The 20,799-nt window shown below is 68.2% G+C and carries 13 protein-coding genes and 3 tRNA genes; 1 reads left to right on the top strand and 15 read right to left on the bottom strand.

The features are described 5' to 3' along the window. Positions 1-193: 193 nt before the first annotated feature. From GTO19_RS22135 to GTO19_RS22185, 11 genes are all read right to left on the bottom strand, one after another. Positions 194-267 (bottom strand) — tRNA-Cys (locus tag GTO19_RS22135). A gap of 61 nt (positions 268-328) precedes the next feature. Then, positions 329-404, bottom strand: a tRNA-Gly gene (locus tag GTO19_RS22140). Positions 405-484: 80 nt separating this feature from the next. Next, the gene (gene lon / locus GTO19_RS22145; protein ID WP_291025095.1) at positions 485-2,917 is read right to left on the bottom strand and encodes an endopeptidase La; all 2,433 of its coding nucleotides are present in this window, start codon (positions 2,915-2,917) and stop codon (positions 485-487) included. 9 nt (positions 2,918-2,926) lie between these two features. Continuing rightward, entirely contained in the window at positions 2,927-4,192 is a 1,266-nt protein-coding gene (gene clpX, locus GTO19_RS22150) for an ATP-dependent Clp protease ATP-binding subunit ClpX (RefSeq protein ID WP_291025097.1), read from the bottom strand. Between the two features lie 108 nt (positions 4,193-4,300). Beyond that, complete coding sequence (clpP, locus tag GTO19_RS22155; protein WP_291025099.1) at positions 4,301-4,918, bottom strand: ATP-dependent Clp endopeptidase proteolytic subunit ClpP; 618 nt, start codon at positions 4,916-4,918, stop codon at positions 4,301-4,303. 187 nt (positions 4,919-5,105) lie between these two features. After that, a complete protein-coding gene (gene tig, locus GTO19_RS22160; protein WP_291025101.1) occupies positions 5,106-6,416 on the bottom strand; it encodes a trigger factor in 1,311 nt (436 codons plus the stop codon). A gap of 64 nt (positions 6,417-6,480) precedes the next feature. Further along, positions 6,481-6,567 (bottom strand) — tRNA-Leu (locus GTO19_RS22165). A gap of 106 nt (positions 6,568-6,673) precedes the next feature. After that, positions 6,674-7,330 (bottom strand): aspartate/glutamate racemase family protein, encoded by a 657-nt coding sequence (locus GTO19_RS22170; protein ID WP_291025103.1) that lies wholly within the window; start codon positions 7,328-7,330, stop codon positions 6,674-6,676. Continuing rightward, positions 7,330-9,912 (bottom strand): TRAP transporter permease, encoded by a 2,583-nt coding sequence (locus GTO19_RS22175; RefSeq protein ID WP_291025105.1) that lies wholly within the window; start codon positions 9,910-9,912, stop codon positions 7,330-7,332. The genes GTO19_RS22170 and GTO19_RS22175 overlap by 1 nt, the downstream gene beginning before the upstream one ends. A gap of 118 nt (positions 9,913-10,030) precedes the next feature. Then, on the bottom strand, positions 10,031-11,008 hold the full coding sequence (locus GTO19_RS22180; RefSeq protein WP_291025107.1) for a TAXI family TRAP transporter solute-binding subunit: 978 nt from the start codon (positions 11,006-11,008) through the stop codon (positions 10,031-10,033). A 157-nt stretch (positions 11,009-11,165) separates the two neighbouring features. Continuing rightward, complete coding sequence (locus tag GTO19_RS22185) at positions 11,166-12,518, bottom strand: aspartate aminotransferase family protein (protein WP_291025110.1); 1,353 nt, start codon at positions 12,516-12,518, stop codon at positions 11,166-11,168. 187 nt (positions 12,519-12,705) lie between these two features. Here GTO19_RS22185 and GTO19_RS22190 point away from each other — a divergent pair, with 187 nt between their 5' ends. Further along, positions 12,706-14,031 (top strand): D-amino acid dehydrogenase, encoded by a 1,326-nt coding sequence (locus tag GTO19_RS22190; protein ID WP_291025113.1) that lies wholly within the window; start codon positions 12,706-12,708, stop codon positions 14,029-14,031. On the opposite strand, the gene GTO19_RS22195 is transcribed toward GTO19_RS22190, so the two are convergent. From GTO19_RS22195 to GTO19_RS22210, 4 genes are read right to left on the bottom strand one after another with little or no spacing between them, the layout of a single operon-like run. After that, on the bottom strand, positions 13,991-14,890 hold the full coding sequence (locus GTO19_RS22195) for a LysR family transcriptional regulator (RefSeq protein WP_291025115.1): 900 nt from the start codon (positions 14,888-14,890) through the stop codon (positions 13,991-13,993). The two genes, GTO19_RS22190 and GTO19_RS22195, sit on opposite strands and share 41 nt — an antisense overlap. 37 nt (positions 14,891-14,927) lie before the next feature. Next, positions 14,928-18,113 carry an efflux RND transporter permease subunit gene (locus GTO19_RS22200; RefSeq protein WP_291025118.1) on the bottom strand — a complete coding sequence of 1,062 codons (3,186 nt, stop codon included), beginning with the start codon at positions 18,111-18,113 and terminating at the stop codon, positions 14,928-14,930. Between the two features lies 1 nt (position 18,114). Beyond that, a complete protein-coding gene (locus GTO19_RS22205; RefSeq protein ID WP_291025121.1) occupies positions 18,115-19,260 on the bottom strand; it encodes an efflux RND transporter periplasmic adaptor subunit in 1,146 nt (381 codons plus the stop codon). Continuing rightward, positions 19,257-20,717: an efflux transporter outer membrane subunit gene (locus GTO19_RS22210; protein ID WP_291025123.1), complete on the bottom strand. Its 1,461-nt coding sequence runs from the start codon at positions 20,715-20,717 to the stop codon at positions 19,257-19,259. The genes GTO19_RS22205 and GTO19_RS22210 overlap by 4 nt, the downstream gene beginning before the upstream one ends. Positions 20,718-20,799 lie beyond the last annotated feature (82 nt).

Genomic DNA, 20,799 nt, shown 5'->3' on the forward strand with positions numbered 1-20,799 from the left:
CCCTCGGCTACAAGCCTCCGGCCTCCCGGCTCTCCGGGAACAACCTATTGCAACTCAACAGCTAGACGACCAAACCAGTCCGTCTATGGGTGGCGTGCTACTCAAATCGGGGTGGCAAAGCCTCCAAAACCCCCAAAAAAGCAAAAAGAAAGGGCCATGAAGGCCCTGTAACTTATTGATTTATAAGGATTTTTGGAGGCGCGTGGCGGAGTCGAACCGCCCTAGACGGATTTGCAATCCGTTGCATAACCGCTTTGCTAACGCGCCAGATCGGGCCCGACAAAAAAGGGAAGCCGAGCTTCCCTTTTTGCGAATCTGGAGCGGNNTCTGGAGCGGGAAACGAGGTTCGAACTCGCGACCTCAACCTTGGCAAGGTTGCGCTCTACCAACTGAGCTATTCCCGCGTTATCTGCAGTTCTTGCGTTCTGCAGAAGCTAGAAGTATAGCGAAAAAATCGCCCCCTTTTCAAGGGCGCGCAATTTTTTCAGTGTTTCACCGCGTCGGTTTCGCCCGCGGCCGCACGCACCGACGCTGCCGCGATCTGCGCCGCGACTTCTTCGTCCGTGAGCGGCACCGGCTGACGCTCCAGCGCAATCGACAGCACCTTGTCGATCCACTTCACCGGCACGATCTGCAGGCCTTCCTTGACGTTGTCCGGGATCTCCGCGAGGTCCTTGACGTTCTCTTCCGGAATGATCACCGTCTTGATGCCGCCGCGCAGCGCGGCCAGCAGCTTTTCCTTCAGGCCGCCGATGGCCGTGACCTCGCCGCGCAGCGTGATCTCGCCCGTCATGGCCACGTCGGCGCGCACGGGAATACCCGTCAGCGACGACACCAGCGCGGTCGTCATCGCGGCGCCGGCACTCGGGCCGTCCTTGGGTGTGGCGCCATCGGGCACGTGGATGTGGATATCGCGCTTGTCGAACATCTCGTCCTTGATGCCCAGCACGCGAGCGCGGCTGCGCACCACGGTGCGCGCGGCTTCCACCGATTCCTTCATCACGTCGCCCAGCGAACCGGTGCGCGTGGTGACGCCCTTGCCGGGCATGATGGCCACTTCGATGGTGAGCAGATCGCCCCCCACCTCGGTCCACGCCAGGCCGACCACCTGGCCCACCTGGTTCTGCTGCTCGGCCCGGCCATAGGTGTACTTGCGCACACCCAGGAACTCGCTGAGGTTGTCCGCCGTGACCTGCACCGTGGGCGTGAACTTCTTGAGCAGCAGGCCCTTGACCACCTTGCGGCAGATCTTGGAAAGCTCGCGCTCGAGCGAACGCACGCCGGCTTCGCGGGTGTAGTAGCGCACGATGTCGCGCACGGCGTCCTCGTGCACCTCGACCTCGCCGTCCTTGATGCCGTTGTTCTTGATCTGCTTGGGCAGCAGGTAGCGCATGGCGATGTTGGTCTTCTCGTCCTCGGTGTAGCCCGGGAGGCGGATGACCTCCATGCGGTCCAGCAGCGCCGGCGGGATGTTCATCGAGTTCGAGGTCGCGACGAACATCACGTCGGACAGGTCGTAGTCGACCTCGAGGTAGTGGTCGCTGAAGGTGTGGTTCTGCTCGGGGTCGAGCACCTCCAGCAGCGCGCTGGACGGGTCGCCGCGGAAGTCGGTGCCGAGCTTGTCGATCTCGTCGAGCAGGAACAGCGGGTTGCGCGTGCCCACCTTGGTGAGGCTCTGCAGGACCTTGCCGGGCATGGCGCCGATGTAGGTGCGGCGGTGGCCGCGGATCTCGGCCTCGTCGCGCACGCCGCCCAGGGACATGCGCACGAACTTGCGGCCCGTGGCCTTGGCCACGGACTGGCCCAGCGAGGTCTTGCCCACACCCGGCGGGCCCACGAGGCACAGGATGGGTCCCTTCACCTTGTCCACGCGCTGCTGCACCGCGAGGTACTCGAGGATGCGGTCCTTCACGCGTTCGAGGCCATAGTGGTCTTCGTTGAGCACGGCCTCGGCGTGCGCCAGGTCGTGCTTGATCTTGGTCTTCTTGCTCCAGGGCAGGCCGACCAGCACGTCGATGTAGTTGCGCACCACGGTGGCCTCGGCCGACATGGGCGACATGAGCTTGAGCTTCTTGAGCTCGCCTTCGGCCTTCTTGCGCGCGTCGGCGGGCATGCGCGCCGCCTTGATCTTTTTCTCGATCTCTTCGACGTCGGCGCCCTCTTCACCCTCGCCAAGCTCTTTCTGGATGGCCTTGACCTGTTCGTTGAGGTAGAAGTCGCGCTGGTTCTTCTCCATCTGGCGCTTCACGCGCCCGCGGATCTTCTTGTCGACGTTGAGGATGTCGACTTCGCGCTCGAGTTGCTCGAAGAGGTTCTCCAGGCGCTTGATGACCGGGTCGAGGTCGAGCACCACCTGCTTGGATTCGAGCTTGAGCGGCAGGTGCGCCGCGATGGTGTCGGCCAGGCGGCCCGGGTCGTCGATGCTGGAGATCGAGGTGAGGATCTCGGACGGGATCTTCTTGTTGAGTTTGACGTACTGGTCGAACTGCTGCATCACCGCGCGGCGCAGCGCTTCCAGTTCGTTCGCACCGGTTTCGGCGCGCTCGTTCGCCGGGTCGATGGGTGAGACATTGGCGACGAAGTGCGTTTCACCGTCGGTGATCGAAAGCACCTTGGCGCGCTGCACGCCTTCCACCAGCACCTTCACGGTGCCGTCCGGCAGCTTGAGCATCTGCAGGATGGTGGCCACGCAGCCCATTTCGAACATGTCCTCGGGCGAGGGCTCGTCCTTGGCGGCGGCCTTCTGGGCCACCAGCATGATGCGTCGCTCCGACTCCATCGCCGACTCGAGCGCCTTGATGCTCTTGGGCCGGCCGACGAACAACGGGATCACCATGTGGGGGAAGACCACCACGTCGCGCAAGGGCAGCAGGGGCAGTTCGACGGGGGTACTGGGCAATGGGGTCTGTCCGGACATAGGGACCTTTCACGCCTGCTTGGCGGCCTCGCGGTACACCAGCAGCGGCGGCTTGTTTTCGTCAATGGTGGACTCGTCCACCACGACCTTTTCCACGTTGCTCAGGCCAGGCAGCTCGAACATGGTGTCGATGAGGGCGTTTTCAAGGATGGAGCGCAGGCCGCGCGCGCCCGTTTTGCGCGCCAGCGCCTTGCGCGCGATGGCCTTGAGCGCGGCGGGCCGCACCTCGAGCTCGGCGCCCTCCATCGACAGCAGCTTGGAGAACTGCTTGACGACGGCGTTGCGCGGCTGGGTGAGGATGTCGACCAGTGCGTCCTCGCTCAGCTCGGCCAGGGTGGCGATGACCGGCACGCGGCCCACCAGTTCGGGGATCAGGCCGAACTTGATCAGGTCCTCGGGCTCGACTTCCTTGAACACCTCGGTCAGGCTGCGCTGCTGCTTGCTGCGCACGGCGGCCGAGAAGCCGATGCCCGAGGCTTCGGTGCGGTTCTCGATGATCTTTTCCAGGCCCGCGAAGGCGCCACCGCAGATGAACAGGATGTTGGTCGTGTCGACCTGCAGGAACTCCTGCTGGGGGTGCTTGCGCCCACCCTGGGGCGGCACGCTGGCCATGGTGCCTTCCAGCATCTTGAGCAGCGCCTGCTGCACGCCCTCGCCGGACACGTCGCGGGTGATGGAGGGGTTGTCCGACTTGCGGGCGATCTTGTCGATCTCGTCGATGTAGACGATGCCCCGCTGCGCGCGCTCGATGTCGTAGTTGCAGCTCTGCAGCAGCTTGACGATGATGTTCTCCACGTCCTCGCCCACGTAGCCGGCCTCGGTCAGCGTGGTGGCGTCGGCGATGGCGAAGGGCACGTCGAGGATGCGGGCCAGGGTCTGGGCCAGCAGCGTCTTGCCCGAGCCCGTCGGGCCGATGAGCAGGATATTGCTCTTGGCGAGTTCGACCTCGTCCTTGCGCGAGCCCTGCTTGTGGCGCAGGCGCTTGTAGTGGTTGTAGACGGCCACGGCCAGTGCGCGCTTGGCGGCTTCCTGGCCGATCACGTAGTTGTCGAGGTTGCCCTTGAGCTGCGCGGGCGTGGGCAGTTCGTCGCCCGAGGCTTTCACCGCCTCGATGCCAGGCAACTCGTCACGGATGATGTCGTTGCAGAGGTCGATGCACTCGTCGCAAATGAACACCGTGGGCCCGGCGATGAGCTTCTTCACCTCGTGCTGACTCTTGCCGCAGAACGAGCAATACAGCGCTTTTTCGCTGGAGGCGGCTTTCTTGTCGGCCATGGTTCGGTGTCAGGGAAAAACGGTGTTCAATGATAGTTCATGGTCCGACGGGGCCAAATCCGCGAAAAGGGTGGCAAAAACCGCGCTTGGCCACCCTTTCCGCCGGCTTCAAGCCGCGCTGGGGCGCTTGTCGATGACCTTGTCGATCAGACCGTACTCGGCCGATTCGGCGGCCGAGAGGTAGTAGTCGCGCTCGGTGTCGCGCTCGATCTTCTCGAGCGGCTGGCCGGTGCGTTCGGCCAGGATCTTGTTGAGCTGCTCGCGGGTCTTGAGGATCTCGCGTGCGTGGATCTCGATTTCCGTGGCCTGGCCCTGGGTGCCGCCCAGAGGCTGGTGGATCATGACCTTGCTGTTGGGCAGGCTGAAACGCTTGCCCTTGGTGCCGGCAGCCAGCAGGAAGGCGCCCATGCTCGCGGCCATGCCCACGCACAGCGTGGAGACGTCGGGCTTGATGAAATTCATGGTGTCGAAGATCGCCATGCCGGCGCTGACCGAGCCACCGGGCGAGTTGATGTAGAACGAGATGTCCTTGTCGGGGTTCTCGCTCTCCAGGAACAGCAGCTGGGCGACGATCAGGTTGGCCGACTGGTCGTCGACCGGCCCGACCAGGAAGACCACGCGCTCCTTGAGCAGACGCGAGTAGATGTCGTAGGCGCGCTCGCCGCGGCCCGACTGTTCGATGACCATGGGCACCATGCCCAGGCCTTGGATATCCATGACGCTCATGAGGGTCTCCGGGTGAGTCCGTACGGGTTCAAGACAATGGCCCAACTGTAACCAACCCCGAAGCCCACTTTTGGCGGTGGGGCCATGGCGCGGATCGGTCGGACGCTGGTGCCACAGATGGGGGGTCGGATGGCAAAAAAAAGAGGCGGATCGCTCCGCCCCCTCTTTCAGGATGCGTGGCGTCTGATCAGGCCTGGGCCATCAGCTCGTCGAAGCTCACGGCCTTCTCGCTGACCTGTGCCTTGGACAGCACGAAGTCGGTGACGTTGTTCTCGATCACGATGGCCTCGACCTCGGCCAGGCGGCGGTTGTCCGACTGGTACCAGCGCACCACGTCGGCCGGCTTCTCGTAAGAGGCCGCGAGTTCGTCGATGTGGGCCTTGATCTGCTCGGGCTTGGCGTGCAGTTCGTTGACCTTCACCAGCTCGGCCACCACCAGGCCCAGGCGCACACGGCGCTCGGCCTGAGGGCGGAACAGCTCGTCGGGGATGGGGGCCTTGTCGGCGTCCTTGATGCCGCGCTGCTTCAGGTCGGCGCGGGCGCCTTCGACCAGGCGGTCCAGCTCGGCTTGGACCACGGACTTGGGCAGGTCCAGCTCGGCGACGCCCACCAGGGCGTCCATCACGGCGGCCTTGTTGCGCCCCTGCAGGCGGAACTTGACCTCGCGCTCCAGGTTCTTGCGGATGTCGGCGCGCAAGCCGTCGACGCTGCCATCGGCCACGCCCAGCGACTTGGCCAGGGCCTCGTCCACGGCGGGCAGGTTGGCCTGCTCGATCTTCTTCACGGTGACGAGGAAGTCGGCGGTTTTGCCGGCCACATCCTTGCCGTGGTAGTCCTCGGGGAAGGCCAGCGGGAAGGTCTTGCTCTCGCCGCTCTTCATGCCGCGCACGGCGTCTTCGAACTCCTTGAGCATCTGGCCGTCGCCGACGATGAACTGGAAGGCCTCGGCCTTGCCGCCCTCGAAAGGCTCGCCATCGATCTTGCCTTCGAAGTCGATGGTGACGCGGTCGCCGTCCTGAGCGGCCTGGTCTTGCGCGCGCTGCGCGAAGGTGCGGCGCTGCTTGCGCAGGATGTCCAGCGTGCGGTCGATGGCGGCATCGTCCACCTCGGCGGAGAGCTTCTCGACCTTGGCGCTGGCGAGGTCGCCGATCTTGACCTCGGGGTAGACCTCGAACACCGCGTCGAAGGCCAGTTGGCCCTCGGGTGCGCCTTCCTTCTCCGTGATGCGCGGCTGGCCGGCCACGCGCAGTTGCGCTTCGTTGGCGGCGCTGGCGAAGGCCTCGCCGACCTTGTCGTTCATGACCTCGTAGTGCACCGAGTAGCCGTAGCGCTGGGCGACGACGTTCATCGGCACCTTGCCGGGACGGAAGCCGTCCATCTTGACGTCGCGCGCGATGCGCTTGAGGCGCGCGGCGACCTCGTTCTGGATCACGTCGGCGGGCAGCGTGAGCGTGATCTTGCGCTCGAGCTTCTCCAGGGTTTCAACGGTCACGGTCATGGTGTTCTCCAAGGGAAGGCCGGCCGATCGGGCCGACGCGGGGCATAGCGGGGTTCCGTGGGGCTGGTGCGCGGGGGGGGACTCGAACCCCCACACCATTGCTGGCGTCAGGACCTAAACCTGGTGCGTCTACCAATTTCGCCACCCGCGCGCCGGGAGGGTGTCTGGCGCCGCCGGATTGAGGCCCGGCGGGGCGGGTAGCCCACTCACGGAAACCCGCGATTGTAGCTGTTGGATGGGGCCTGATCGGGCCGGAATCAGGCCGTCAGGTGCCGACGCAGCGCCCGGATGGCACTGCCCGGCGTGGTCAGCACCGGCAGGCCGGTGGCGGCCTGCACCGCCGGGGCCGAACGCGCCAGGCTGAACTGCGCCAGTGCGATGAGCGCGCAACCCTCGGCCTGCAGCCGCTTCGCCGCTTCAACGGCCAAGGCGTCGTGGCGTGTCGTGTCTCCCCCGTTCAAGGCCTCGAGAGCGCCCTCGGCCAGCGCGGTGCGCAATGGCACGCCGGCCGGAAACTCCGGTGGCATGGACCGCAGCGTGGGGCCGAAGGTCGCCAGCAAGCCGATGGGCCCGCCCAGCCGGGCGGCGTCGGCCACGGCCTCGTCCACCATGGCCTCGTTGGGTTTGAGCACTGGCAGGTGCGGCCGGCGCGCCGCCGCGGCCTCGATGCAAGGCCCGAAGGCCGAGCAGGTGAACAGGATGCCCTGCGCGCCCGTGGACTCGGCGTAGGCCGTGAGCGTCTCGAAGCGGGCGTGCATGGCGGCGTCCAGTCCCCTGCCCTCGCGCGCGAGGTCGGCCGAGAGGCTGTCGTCGAGCAGGTTCATGCGGATGGCCTCGGGCCAGTCGCGCGCCATCGCTTCGTTGATGGGTGCGACCGAATGGGACAGCGCGTGGATCAGGGCGATGCGGGTCATCAGGCGACGGCGGGCTTCAAGCCCGGCTTCATGCGCCGGCCCTGGTTCCACCACACCAGCGCGACAAGCAGCAGCGCCGGCAGGTAGAACCAGTGCGGCGTCGGACGGTCGCTGGGCACCAGCACCTCCTTGACGTCCCAGCCCTGCTCGAAGCCGGACTTGGCCGCGCGCGAGCCGAACTTGATGGCGCCGATCTGCATCTGGTCGCCCAGGGGCATGAGCTGCAGGCCGGCGTCGGCCAGGCGCTTGCGGCCGTCATCACCCGCCTCGCCGAGCTGCACCGCCACCGTCTTGACGACGTCGTCGCCTTCCAGTGTCAGGCCCTGGATCACCATGACCACGCGGTCGTTGGCCGGGCGGTCGCGCGCCACGTCGTACACCCGGGCCGGCGACACGCTCTGGTTGGGCGCGTAGAGGCGGTCCATGAAGGCGTCGGGGCGGAACAGCAGCACCACGGCGATGGCCAGCAGCACCGTTTCCCACCAGTGGTTCTTCACGCGGAACCAGTTCATGGTGACGGCCGCGAATACCAGCGTGGCCAGCGTGCAGGCGGCGATCACACGGATCAGTTCGCCCCAGCCGTGCACGTCGATCAGCAGCAGTTGCGGATTGAAGATCCAGATGAAAGGCAGGATCACCGTGCGCAGCGCGTACACCGCGCCCTGTACGCCTGTCTTGATCGAGTCCTCGCCCGAGATCGCCGCCGCCGCGAAGGTGGCTAGGCCCACGGGTGGCGTGATGTCTCCCATGATCCCGTAATAAAAGACGAACAGGTGCACCGCGATCAGGGGAATGATCAGCCCGCTCTGCGCGCCCAGCTCCACCACCACGGGCGCCATCAGCGTGGCCACCAGCACGTAGTTGGCGGTGGTCGGCACGCCCAGGCCCAGCACCAGGCAGACAAAGGCGATGAACAGCAGCATGGCCATCACATTGCCTTGCGCCACGAACTCGACGAACTCGGTCATGCGCAGGCCCAGGCCGGTGAGCGTGATGGCGCCCACGATGACACCGGCCGTGGCCGTGGCCACGCCGATGCCGATCATGTTGCGCGAGCCGTCGGTGAAACCCTGCACCACCGAGTCCCAGCCGTCCTTCCAGGCACCGGAGGCCGGCACGCCGCGGAACAGCGCGATGAGCGGCTTTTGCGTGAGCATGAGCACCACCAGCGTGACCACGGCCCAGAAAGCGGACAGCGCGGGCGACATGACCTCGACCATCAGGCACCAGATCAGTACCGCGATGGGCAGGATGTAGTGCAAGCCGGCGCGCACCGTGGGCCAGGTCTGCAGCGGTTTCGGGTTTTCGATGTCAATGTCTTCGGGCAGGTCCTCGCTCTTGGCGGCCTGGTACACCGAGAACAGGTACAGCGCGAGCACCACGGCCGAGACCGCATACGAAGCGGCCGCGCCGAGCACCGCATTGATGCCCATGATGAGGTAGTAGATCGCACAGACCACGGCAATGCTGCCGCTGATGCCGATGAGGTTGCGCAGCACGCGGATGCGCCAGGGACGTTGCACGGCCTGAACGATGGGGTTCATGCCCAGTTTCAGTGCCTCCAGGTGCACGATATAGAGCAGGCCGATGTAGGACAGCGTGGCCGGCAGGAAGGCGTGCTTGACGATTTCCGCGTAGGGGATGCCCACGTACTCGACCATCAGGAAGGCCGCGGCACCCATCACGGGCGGCATGATCTGGCCGTTGACCGAGCTCATGGTCTCGATGGCGCCGGCCTTGACACCGCCGTAGCCCGCCTTCTTCATGAGCGGGATGGTGAAGATGCCGCCCGACACCACGTTGGAGACCGAGCTGCCGGAAATCATGCCATTGAGCGCCGAGGACACCACGGCCACTTTGGCCGGGCCGCCGCGCAGGTGGCCCAGGGCCGCGAAACTCACCTGCATCATGTAGTTGCCACCACCCGCGCGGTCGAGCAGCGCGCCGAACAGCACGTAGACGAAGATGGTGCCGGCCGACACGCCCAGGGCGATGCCGAAGACGCCTTCGGTGGTGAGCCACATGTGCGAGAGCAGGCGGTTGAGCGAGGCGCCCTTGTGCGCGAGCACCTCGGGCAGCCAGGGGCCGAGCATGCTGTAGGCGATGAAGATGAGCGCCAAGGCCGCCATGGGCCAGCCCACCGCGCGGCGCGTGGCCTCCAGCAGCAGCACCAGGCCGACGGTGGCCACCACGATGTCCATGGTGTTGGGCGTGCCGGGGCGCGTGGCCAGCTCGGCGTAGAACAGCATGAGGTAGGCCGCCGCGAAGGCGCCCGCCAGGGCCAGCACCCAGTCCGCGATCGGCACGTAGGCGCGCGGCGAGCGTTTGAAGGCCGGCCAGGCCATGAAAGCCAGGAACAGCGCGAAGGCCAGGTGGATGGCGCGCGCTTCGGTGTCGTTGAGGATGCCGAAGCCCAGCTCGAACGGCAGGGGCGACGCGTACCAGAACTGGAACAGCGCCCACAAAAGGGACACGGTGAAGATGATGCCGGCGGTGATGCCGCTGGGCTTGCGGCCGCCGGTGTCGCTGTCGGCGACGAGCTGCTGCAAGGCTTCGGGCGCTTTTTCGATGTCGGTGCTCATGGTGCGCGCTCCGGGAAAGAAAAAAGAAACGGGGATGGTCCAAAAAAAAATGGCGAAGCTCACTTCGCCATGTGTGAAGGGTCGGGGCCCGTTTCCATCAGGAAAGGGGCCCCTCACATCACTTGATCCAGCCCTTTTCCTTGTAGAAGCGGGCCGCGCCCTCGTGCAGCGGCGCGCTCAGGCCGTCCTTGACCATGTTCTCGGCGCTCAGGTTGGCCAGGGCGGGGTGCAGCTTCTTGAACTCGTCGAAGTTGTCGAACACCGCCTTGACCACGGCGTAGACCGTGTCGGCCGGGGTTTTGCTGGACGCAACGACCGTGGCCATCACACCGTAAGTGGTGGTGGGTTGCGGGTTGTTGGGGTACAGGCCGCCGGGCACGGTGACCTTGGCGTAGTAGGGCTTGTCGGCCACCAGCTTGTCCACGGCGGGGCCGGTCAACGACACCAGCTTGGCGCCGCAGGAGGTGGTCGGGTCCTGGATGTTGGCACTCGGGTGGCCCACGGCATAGAAGAAGCCATCGATCTTGCCGTCGCACAGCGCCGGCCCGTGCTCGTCGGCCTTCAGCTCGGAAGCCAGCGAGAAGTCGCCCATCTTCCAGCCCATGGCGCCCAGCAGTTCTTCCATGGAAGCGCGCGTGCCCGAACCCGGGTTGCCGACGTTGAAGCGCTTGCCCTTGAAGTCCTCGAACTTGGTGACGTTGGCCTCCTTGCGGGCCACCACAGTGAAGGGCTCTGGGTGCACGGCGAACACGGCGCGCAGGTCGCCCACGGCACCGCTGTCCTTGAACTGGCCAACGCCCTTGGTGGCGTTGAACTGCACATCGGACTGGGTGAAGCCCATGTCGAGTTCGCCGGCCTTGATGGTGTTCACGTTGAAGACGGAGCCACCGGTGGATTCCACGGAGCAGCGGATGCCGTGCTTGGCGCGGTCCTTGTTCACCAAGCGGCAGATGGCGCCGCCCGCGGCGTAGTACACGCCGGTCACGCCACCGGTGCCGATGGTCATGAATTTCTGTTGGGCGAAGGCCGGCGCGGCGGGCGCCATCATCGCGGCCGATGCGGCCACGGCGCTGAGACAGGCGGTGAGTCTTTTCATGGTGTTTCTCCTGCGGTTCACTGGTGGTTGTTGAAAGGCGTGATGCTCTTGTGGAACGGTCGCGCGCAGGCCGGGAATGCTAATGCAATCGCCCGGGTTGCCCCTGCCGCGACGGCACCGGGTTTACCCCGGGCTGCCATGCAGAGCCGGCATGGCGTCAGGCGGTCGCCAACGTGGGTACCCCGGCCAGCGTCTTGTCGATCGCACGGCGCAGGCGTTGCACGATCTGGGCCAGCTCATCGGGCGTGCTGACGAAGGGGGGTGCCAGCAGGATGTGGTCGCCGCAGCGGCCGTCCACCGAGCCACCGGCCGGATAGCACATCAGCCCTTCCGCCATGGCGGCGCGCTTGATGCGCGCGTGCAGCTTCAATGCCGGATCGAACCACTGCTTGCTGGCGCGGTCCGCCACCAGCTCGATGCCCCAGAACAGGCCGCGGCCGCGCACGTCGCCCACATGGGGGTGATCGCCGAAGGCCTCCTGGAACAGCGCCTGCAATTGCGCACCACGTTCGCGCACCTGGGCGAGCAGGCCGTCGCGCTGGATGACCCGCTGCACCGCCAGCGCGGCCGCGCAGGCCACGGCGTGGCCCAGGTAGGTGTGCCCGTGCTGGAACAGCCCGCTGCCCTGGCGAAAGGTCTCGACGATGCGGCTTTGCGCCAGCACCGCACCGATGGGCTGGTACCCGCCCCCCAGGCCTTTGGCGATGGTCATCAGGTCGGGCACCACGCCTTCCTGTTCGCAGGCGTGCAGCGTGCCGGTGCGGCCCATGCCGCACATCACCTCGTCCAGGATCAGCAGGATGCCGTGGCGGTCGCACAGCTCGCGCACGCCCTTGAAGTAGCCGGGCACGGGCGTGAGCACGCCCGCCGTGGCGCCGCCCACGGTTTCGGCCACGAAGGCGATGACCTTGTCGCCGCCCAGGCGTTCGATGGTGGCCTCGAGCTCTGCCACCAGGCGCTGGCCGTACTGCTCGGCGGTTTCGTCGGCGCGCCTGTCGCGGTATTCATAGCAGGGCGAGACGTGCTCCACCTCGATGAGCAAGGGCTTGAACTGCTCGCGCCGCCAGGCGTTGCCACCCACGGCCAGCGCGCCCAGGGTGTTGCCGTGGTAGCTCTGGCGGCGCGCGATGAAGTGCTCGCGCTGTGGCTGGCCGATCTCCACGAAGTACTGGCGCGCCATCTTGAGGGCGGCCTCCACGGCCTCGGAGCCGCCACTGACGAAGTAGACGTTGCTCATGCCGGCGGGCGCGGTGTCGATCAGGGTGTCGGCCAGTTCTTCCGCCACAGCCGTGGTGAAGAAGCTGGTGTGCGCGTAGGCCAATTGATCCAGTTGCCTGTGCATGGCCGCGATCACGTCCGGGTGGCCGTGCCCCAGGCAGGAGACGGCCGCACCGCCCGAGGCGTCGAGGTAGGTCTTGCCCTGGCTGTCGGTGAGCGTGATGCCTTGGCCGCTGACGGCGACGGGCATGTCCTGGAGCAACTGGCGATGGAAGACGTGGCTGGCTTGCATGGTGGGTGGGTGGCGGTGGGGGAATGCGCCAGTCTAGGCAAGCGCCCGCACCTGTCCACATGCTTTTATCGGCCCGGCCCATGCCTTCAGGTTATGCCCCTGCCGGGCCGGCCATGAGTTCCGGTCATGGGTGATGCCCCGGTCTGCATTTCACAGGGCCCTCGCGCCTGCCTACAGTGCGGCCATCATGCACAACCCCCCTGCCCTTTCCCTGCGCCCGCCCGGCGCGCGCCGCGTGGCCGTGCTGGGCGCCGGCATCGTCGGCCTGACCACCGCCTGGCAATTGCAGCGCGACGGTTTCGAGGTCACCGTGATCGACCGCCAGCACCCCGGCCAGGGCGCCAGCTTCGGCAACGGCGCGCAGCTCAGCTACGCGTACGTGCAGCCGCTGGCAGACCCCTCGATCTGGGCGCAACTGCCCAAGCTGCTGCTGTCACGCGAATCGCCTTTCTCGTTGCGCCTGCGCCTGGACCCGGCGCAGTGGGCCTGGGGGCTGCGCTTCCTGGCCGCCTGCCGCGCCGACGTGTCGGCGCGCAGCACCGCCACCCTGCTCGCCCTGGCCGAGGAAAGCCGCGAGGCGCTGCAACGGCTGCTGGCCGACACGCGCGCCGATTGCGACTTCAGCGCCAGCGGCAAGCTGGTGATGTACGGCAGCGAGGCCTCGTTCGCCGCCGCGCGGCAGCAGCTCGACCTGCAGCGCGCGCTCGGCGGCGCCGAGCAGCACGCGCTGTCGTTGGCCGAGTGCTTGAGCATCGAACCCGCGCTGGCCGGCAGCGCCGCGCGCTACGTGGGCGGCATCCACACGCCGGGCGAATGCGCGGCCGACTGCGCCCGGCTGTGCGACGCCCTGCACGGCGCCCTGCAGGCGCGTGGCGTGCGCTTCGTGCTCGGCGCGCCGCTGGGCGCGCTGCGGCGCGAGGGCGATCGCCTGGTGGCCGCGCAGGCGGGCGGTGACTGGATCGAAGCGGACCATTTCGTGGCCGCCCTGGGCACCGGCGTGGCCGCCTTCGCGCGCCAGTTGGGCGCCCGCTTCCCCGTGTACCCGCTCAAGGGCTACAGCCTCACGCTGGATGTGCCGGCCAGCGGCGGCCTGGCGCCGAACGTGAGCGTGACCGACGCGCAGCGCAAGGTGGTGTTCGCGCGCCTGGGCCAGCGCCTGCGCGTGGCCGGGCTGGCCGAACTCGCGGGCCACGACACGCGCGTCGAGTCCCACCGAGTGGAGCAGTTGCGGCGCGCCGCGCGTGAGGTCTTCCCCCTGGCCTGCGCCGGCACCGAGGCCCGCCCCTGGGCCGGTCTGCGCCCCGCCACGCCCACAGGCGTGCCCATCATCGGCCGCGTGGACGGCGCGCCCGCCAACCTGCTGTTCAACGCCGGACATGGCGCCCTGGGCTTCACACTGGCCGCCGGCAGCGCGCGGCGCGTGTCGCGCCAGCTCCAGGGTGCGGCGGAACAAAGCCGCGGCGCCCCCGTGCTCACCCGATCTGCTGCAAGGCCTGCTGAACACAGCGCGTGAACGCGCGCGCCACCACCGAATGCGGCCGCGCAGTGGGGCGCAGCATGTGCACCATGGTCAGCATCGCGGGTTCGAACGGCAGCACGTCCACGCGCGTGCGATCGGCCGAGGTCGCCGTGCAGCCCTCCACCAGGGCCACGCCCACGCCATGCTGCGCCAGGGCCAGGGCCACGTGGTAGGTCTGCACGGTCATGATGGGGCGCAGGTCCACGCCGTGGTCGCGCATGGCGTGCGAAAGCTGCACACCCAGGGGGTCCTGCCCGTCCAGGGCGATCACGGGCAGCCGGGCGAGCTGCGCCCAGCCGATGCCGCCGGCCTTGAGCGCGCGCGCCGGCAGCATGCCCTTGGGCGCCACCACCATCACGCGGCGCTCACCCAGGCGCTCCTGCACCAGGGCCGGGTGGGTGCCGGGGTTGAAGACGTAGCCCACGTCGGCCTCCTGCAGGGCCAGGGCGGAGACGATCTGCACCGAATGCAGCGCCTGGTGGTGCACCAGCACGTCGGGGTGCTTCTCGCGGAACAGGCGCATGGCGCGCGGCAGCACCTCGTAGCTCAGGCCCAGCACCGTGAGCACGCGCAGTTCGCCGTGGGTGCGGCCGGCCTTGAGGCTGGTGGCCAGGCGCTGCACCTCGTCGAGCTGGGCGAACAGGCGCTCGATGTGCGGGTACAGGGTCTGCGCCTCGGTGGTGGGCACCAGGCGCCCGCCGGCCCGCTGGAACAGCGGAAAGCCCAGTTGCAGCTCGGCGTGCTGCAAGGTGCGGCTCACGGCGGGCTGGGTGACGTTGATCATGCGGGCCGCGGCGCTCACGCTGCCGGTGAGCATGACGGCGTTGAAAACCTCGATGTGGCGCAGGCGCATGGGCCGCTATTGTGCTCGGCCCGCGCCCCTGCGCTCTTCAGGGCGCCGCGTGCCCCGTGGCGGCCGGTAGCGATGCGCCTGGCGGCGCGGCAGGCGGCATGGACACGTCGCGCCGGTGGAAGAGCTTCGCGAACCACAGCGACACGTCGTCCACGATGGTGAACACCGCCGGGATCACCAGCAGGCTCAGGAAGGTGGAGGTGATCAGCCCGCCGATCACCGACACCGCCATCGGCGAACGGAAGCTGCTGTCGGCCGAGCCCCAGCCCACGGCGATGGGCAGCATGCCCGCGCCCATGGCGATGGTGGTCATGACGATGGGCCGCGCGCGCTTGTGGCAGGCGTCCAGGATCGCGTCCAGGCGCGTCATGCCGTGCTGGCGCCTGGCTTCGATGGCGTATTCCACGAGCAGGATGGAGTTCTTCGTCGCCACGCCCATCAGCATGATCAGACCGATCAACGAAGGCATCGAGAAACTCTTGTTCGCGATCAGCAGCGCCACGAAGGCCCCGCCCAGCGACAGCGGCAGCGCCGCCAGGATGGTCATGGGGTGCAGGAAGGCCTTGAACAGCAGCACCAGCACGATGTAGATGCACAGCACGCCGGTGAGCATGGCCAGGCCGAAGCTGGCGAACAGCTCGCCCTGCACTTCGGCATCGCCGATCTCCAGCACCGACACGCCCGGTGGCAGGTTGCGCAGGCTGGGCAGCTTCTCCACCGCGGCCTTCATGTCGCCGAGCGCGATGCCCGCGAGCTCGACCTCGAAGTTGATGTTGCGCGAGCGGTCGTAGCGGTCGATCACGGCCGGGCCGCCACCGAACTCCAGCGAGGCCACCTGCCCCAGCATCACCTGGCCGCGCGCGCCAGGCACGGCCAGGCGACGCAGGACGTCCAGGTCGTGGCGCGCGCCCTCGTCGAGCTTGACCACGATGGGGATCTGCCGCTGCGGCAGGTTCATCTTGGGCAGCAGGTTGTCGTAGTCGCCCACCGTGGCGATGCGCAGCGTCTCGGCGATGGCCGAACTGGTGACGCCGAGCTCGGCCGCGCGCGCCAGGTCGGGCGTGACGATGATCTCGGTGCGCACCAGCGCGGCGGTGGACTGGATGCTGCCCACGCCGCGGATGGTGCGCAGGTCGCGCTCGACCGCGCGCGCGGCCGTGGCCATCGCGTGCGCGTCGGTGCCGGTGAGCGTGAGGATGTATTTCTCGCCTGAGCCGCCCAGGCCCACCTTGCTGCGCACGCCGGGCAGGTGGGACATGGCGTCGCGGATCTGGTTTTCGATGCCCTGCTTGCGCGGGCGCTCGCTGCGCGGGTCGAGCTGGATGGTGAGCGCGGCCTTGCGCGACTCGGCCGCCCCCTGGGGCGCGAACGGGTCGGTGCCGGCCGTGCCCGAGCCGATGGTGGTGTAGACCGAGCGCACATGTGGCACGGCCGCCACCAGCAGGCGCGCGCGCTCGGCCGTGGCGATGGTCTGCTCCAGCGTGGCGCCGGGCGGCAGTTCCAGGAACACCTGGGTTTGCGAGTTGTCGTCCGGCGGCACGAAACCCTGCGGCAGCAGCGGGATCAGCATGAGCGAGCCGATGAAGAACAGGCCGGCACCGAAGCTGGTGATCCAGCGGTGGCGGATGCACCAGCGCGCCCAGTTCTGGTAGCGGTCGAGCCAGGCTGGCTCGTTCTGGTTTTGCGACCAGCGCCAGAGGCCGCGCGTGACCGGGTTGGTGTCCATCCACCGCGGCATGTCCTTCTGCACGAAAGGCTTGAGCAGGTAGGCCGCCATCATGGGCGTGAGCGCACGCGCCACCACCAGCGAGGCGAACACCGCCAGCGCGGCCGTCCAGCCGAACTGCTTGAAGAACTTGCCCGGGATGCCGGCCATGAAGGCCGTGGGCAGGAACACCGCGATCAGGGTGAAGGTGGTGGCGATCACCGCGAGACCGATCTCGTCGGCCGCCTCCATGGCGGCCTGGTACGGCGTCTTGCCCATGCGCATGTGGCGCACGATGTTCTCCACCTCGACGATGGCGTCGTCCACCAGGATGCCGATCACCAGCGACATGGCCAGCAGCGTGACCACGTTGATGGTGAAGCCCATGTAGTACATGCCGATGAAGGCCGGGATGGCCGACAGCGGCAGCGCCACGGCCGACACCACGGTGGCGCGGAAGTCGCGCAGGAACAGCCAGACGACCAGCACGGCCAGGATGGCGCCCTCGTACAGCAGGGTCATGGAGGCGTCGAATTCCTCCTTCACCGGCGTGACGAAGTCGAAGGACTCGGTGATGTGCAGGTCGGGCCGCTGCGCGCGCAACTGCTCCAGCTTGGCGCGCACGCCATCACCCACCTCGATTTCGCCGGCCCCGCGGCTGCGCGCGATCTCGAAACCCACCACGGGTTGGCCGTCCAGGAAGGCCGCGGCCGTGGGCTCGGCAATGGTGTCGCGCACCTCGGCGATCTGGTCCAGGCGGATGTAGCGGCCATCGCTCAGCGCCACCTGCATGCCCGCCAGCGCCTCGGCCGAGGCCAGTTGCGACAAGGTGCGCAGCGGCTGCTGGCTGCCGCCCAGGTCCACGCGGCCGCCGGCGCTCTCGATCTGCACCTTGGCGAGCTGGCGCGAGACGTCGGTGGCGGTGGCGCCCAGGGCCTGCAGCTTCAGGGGATCGAGCAGCACCTGCACCTCGCGGTCGACGCCGCCCACGCGGTTGACCGCGCCCACGCCAGGCACGGACAGCAGCAGCTTGGACACGTCGTTGTCCACGAACCAGGACAGGGCCTCGGCGTCCATCTTGTCGGACGCGACCGTGAAGGCCAGCACCGCGCCGCCGGCGAGCTCCACCTTGTTGACGATGGGGTCGCGCAGGTCGGTGGGCAGGTCGCTGCGCACCTTGGCCACGGCGGAGCGCACGTCGTCCAGCGCCTGCTGCGTGTCCTTCTCGATGCGGAACTCCACGGTGAGCGAGACCGTGCCGTCCTGCACCTTGGTGTAGATGTGCTTGAGCCCCTGCAGCGAGGCCAGGCTGTTCTCGATGATGCGCGCGACGTCGTTCTCGAGCTGGTTGGGCGAGGCGCCCGGCAGGGACGCCACCACGGTGATGGTGGGCAGGTCCAGGTCCGGGAAGTTCTGCACCTTCATCTGCTTGAAGGAGAACAGGCCCGCCAGCGTGAGCATGACGAACAGCATCGCCGCCGGAATGGGGTTGCGAATCGACCACGCGGAGACGTTCATGTCACTGCACCACTTTCACGAGGTCGCCCTCGTTCAGGAAACCCGCGCCCTGCACCGCCACGGACGCGTCTTCCTTCAGCCCTTCGAGGATCTCCACCCGCTCGCCCACGCGGCGGCCGGTGCGAACCTTGAGCTGGCTGGCGCGGCTCTGGTCGTCGATGGCGAAGACATAGTTGCTGCCGTCGCGCACCACCACCGACTGGCTGGGCACGGTGAGCGCCTCGCTTTGCCCCAGGTCGAAGCTGCCGTGGGCGAAGGTGTTGGCCTTGAGTTCGGCGTGGCGCGGCAGGTCCACGAAGACGAGGATGTTGCGGGTCTGCGGGTCGGCGCTGGGCGCGATGGCGCGCACCTTGCCCTGCACCTCGCGGCCGGTGGCGGCCGTCACGGCCACGGTCTGGCCGATCCTGATGCGGTCGACTTCGCTGGGCGTGACCTCGCCGCGCCACTCCAGGCGCCCCTGCCGCACCAGGCGGAACAGCTCCTGCCCCGCAGCCACCACGGCGCCCACGGTCGCCCCGCGCGCGGAGATCACCCCGTCGTCGGGGGCCAGCACGCGGGTGTTGCCCAGGCGCACCTCGGTGGCGCCGAGCGCGGCCTTGGCGGCTTCCCACTGCGCCAGTGCGACCTTCTCCTGCGTGAGGTACTGCGCCACCTGCGACTTCGACAGCGCACCGGTGTTCTCGATGGCGCGCGCGCGGTCGGCGTCGGCCTTGGCGTTCTGGTAGCTGGCCTCGGCCTGCATCAGGCTGGCGCGCGCCTGCAGGGTGTCGGCCTGGGTGGTTTCGCGCACGAATTCGGCCAGCACCTGGCCCTTGCGCACCTGATCGCCCACGTTCACGTTGACCGTGGACAGGCGCAGGCCGTTGACCTCGGCGCCCACGCTGGCCTCTTGCCAGGCGGCGATGTTGCCGTTGGCCTGCAGGCGGATGGGCAGCGACTCGCGCTGGGGCTTGGTCACGGTGACGGTGAGCGCCGGCCGGGGCTGCTCGCCCTCGGCCGGGGCAGCGGCGTTCGCGCCGTTGTTGGCCGCGGCCGGCGCTTCATCGGATGGCCGCAGCAGCAGCCAGGCGGCCAGCGCGAGGATGACAAGGGCGAGTGCGGCCAGGGGCCAGAACCAGCGGCGCCGGGGGGTGGAGTGGGCGTTCATCGGGCGTCGTTCGAGGCGTTGGGATTGAGGGCGTCGGGGCTGAACGTGGCGGGAACTGCCGCGGGATCGAACCCGCCCCCGAGCGCGACGTAGAGCTGCAGCCAGGCGTCCAGGCGTTCCTGTTGCAGGGCCACGGCGCTGCTGTCGGCGTTGAGCTTGAGGCGGCGCGCCTCTTCCAGCTGGCTGAGGTTGGCGAAGCCCACGCGGTAACGCGCCTGCGTGGCCTCGAAGGAGCGGTTGTAGCCGGCCACGGCCGTCTCGGTGGCGGCCAGGCGCTCGCTCAGGCCCGACAGCGTGACCAGGGACTGCTCCACCTCGGCCACGGCCTGGCGCAAGGTGCCGGCATAGGCGATGGCGGCGGCCTCGTAGCGGGCCTGCGCGCTGTCGGCGTCGGCGCGCAGCGCGTCGCGCCCCAGCAGGGGCAGGCTCAGGGTGATGGGGCCGATGGACCAGGAGTTGGCGGTGAAGTCGAGCCCGCCGCCGGAGAAGTGGTTGCGCAGCACGCTGCCCTGCAAGGTGAGCCCGGGGCGCAGCGCGGCGTGGGCCACGCCCACCTCCTCGCTGGCGGCGACCAGCTCGCGCTGGGCGCGGTAGACGTCGGGCCGCTGACGCAGCACCTCGGCAGGCACCGCGTTCACGGCCAGCAACTGCTCCACGCGGCCAGAGGCCAGCCAGGCGTTCAGGTCGGGCGCGCGTTCGAGCTGGCGTCTCACCTCGGCCTCGGGCTGGGCGGTGATGGCGGCGATCGACTTGATCTGGCGTTCGCACTGCGCTTCCTGGCTGCGCCAGCGCGCCACACCTTCGGCGGCGCTGGCCCGCGCCAGGGCCGCGTCGGCCGGCGCACTGAGGCCGGCGCGCTCGGTCACGTCGTTGCTCTCGGCCGTCACGCGGCGCGAATCGCGGTCGTTCAGGGCCACGGCCAGTTGCTGGCGGCACAGGCGCTGGCCGAAGTAGAGCTGCGCCACCTCGGAGGCCACGAGGACACGCGCCTCGTGCCAGCCCGCGCCGGCCGCGTCCTGGCGGGCCTGGGCGCCGTCCACGCGGGCGGCGCTCTCGCCCCACAGCCCCACGGTCCACGAGGCCTGGAAGCCCGCGCTGAGCGTGGTGCCCAGCGGGGTGTTGGTGTCCGTGACGCCGCGATTGGCCGTGGCCACCGCGTTCACCTGCGGCCGGCCCTGCGCCTCGGCGCCGGCCAGGGCCGCCCGTGCCGCGAACACCTGGGCGCGCGCGCTGGCGATGTCGGGGCTGTGGCGCTGGGCGCGCGCGATCCAGTCGCTGAGCACCGGGTCGTCGAAGCGGGCCCACCAGTCGCCCAGCGCCTGGGTGCTGCCCTGGTGCGCCAGGGGCGGCGCCATCCAGCGCTCGGGCAATTCAACGGATACGTCGGTCGGCGGCCGGCTCACGCTGCAGGCGCCCACAAGGGCGCTGGCGGCCAGTGCCATGAGCAATCGCTTCATGGTGGTGAAGGGGCTTCCCCCTGCTGCTTGTTCTGAATGTTCTGAGCCGCCCGACTCTAGTCGAACTTGAGGCCTGAACATT

The organism is Hydrogenophaga sp. (assembly GCF_011772445.1).
GTDB lineage: Bacteria > Pseudomonadota > Gammaproteobacteria > Burkholderiales > Burkholderiaceae_C > Hydrogenophaga.